Consider the following 1,247-nt stretch of genomic DNA (forward strand, 5'->3'; position numbering starts at 1 on the left):
GCACACTGCTAGGGTTCCCCGTTCGCATCCCGTCCAGGGCCCGGGCGGGGAGACCGAACGGAGTGAGGCCTGGTGAAGGTCGCCAAGGATCTGGTGGCCGCCTCGGCGACGCCGATGGTGCTCGGCATCCTGGCCGAGGGGGAAAGCTACGGCTACGCGATCCTCAAACGGATCCACGAGCTGTCCGGCGGCGAGCTGGACTGGACCGAGGGTCTGCTGTACCCGCTGCTGCACCGGCTTGAGCGCCTCGGCTGCGTGGAGGCGACCTGGCGGTCGGCGACCAGCGAACGGCGGCGCAGGTACTACCGCATCACCGACAAGGGCCGGGCCGAGCTGGCCGAGCAGCGCCGCCAGTGGGACACGGTGGTGGGCGCGCTGCGGGACATCTGGCTCGACCCACACGACCGCGGGACGCTGCCAGCGATCCCGCTGGAGGGCCTGGCATGACCACACCGGACAGCTCCGTCGAGCTGGAGTCGCAGTTCGCGCAGTGGCGGCGCTACGTGCAGCGCCGCCGCGAGCTGGCGCAGCCCGACGCCGACGAGCTGGAGGACCACCTGCGCGGCTCCGTCGACGCGCTCGTCGCGGCCGGGCTGAGCACGGACGAGGCGTTCCTGGTCGCGGTGAAACGGATGGGCAGCCTCGACGAGCTCTCCCGCGAGTTCGCCCGGGAGCACTCGGAACGGCTGTGGAAACAGCTGGTGCTCACCGGTAACGGGACCGTGGACGCCCGGTCGCGCAGGGACCTGCGGGCACTGGTCCTCTGCGCGGTCGGCGCCGCGGTGTCGGTCCGGGTGCCGGAGCTGTTCGGGGTGAGCCTGGAACACGACGGCGCGTTCTACGGGCCGAACGTGGGCGTTCTCGTACTGCCCTGGCTGGCGGGTTTCCTCGCCTGGCGCCGCCAGGTCCGCCGCCCGCTGCTCGGGGTGCTGGTCGCGCTGTTCGCGCTCGGCGCCGTGGCGGCCAACGTCTACCCGCTGGCCGCCACGTCGCAATCGGTGGTGCTCACCAGCATCCACCTCCCGATCGCGCTGTGGCTCGCGGTCGGCCTGGCCTACGCCGGCGACGCATGGCGCTCGTCACGCCGGCGGATGGACTTCATCCGGTTCACCGGCGAGTGGTTCGTCTACTTCGTGCTCCTCGCGCTCGGTGGCGGCGTGCTCATCGCGTTCACGGCCGGCACCTTCAAGGCGATCGGGATCGACCCGGAGGTGTTCCTCGCGCAGTGGCTCCTCCCCTGCGGCGCA

The 1,247-nt window shown here is 71.6% G+C and carries 2 protein-coding genes; both read left to right on the forward strand.

Features of this window, described 5'->3' with window-relative positions; translation table 11 throughout:
* Positions 1-72: 72 nt before the first annotated feature.
* On the forward strand, positions 73-447 hold the full coding sequence (locus NBW84_RS09795) for a helix-turn-helix transcriptional regulator (protein WP_250283822.1): 375 nt from the start codon (positions 73-75) through the stop codon (positions 445-447).
* The coding region (locus NBW84_RS09800) for a permease prefix domain 1-containing protein (RefSeq protein ID WP_250283825.1) at positions 444-1,247 on the forward strand (804 nt) is incomplete at its 3' end. The genes NBW84_RS09795 and NBW84_RS09800, both read left to right, overlap by 4 nt.

This window comes from Protofrankia sp. CiP1_Cm_nod2 (assembly GCF_920664355.1).
Classification (GTDB): domain Bacteria; phylum Actinomycetota; class Actinomycetes; order Frankiales; family Frankiaceae; genus Protofrankia.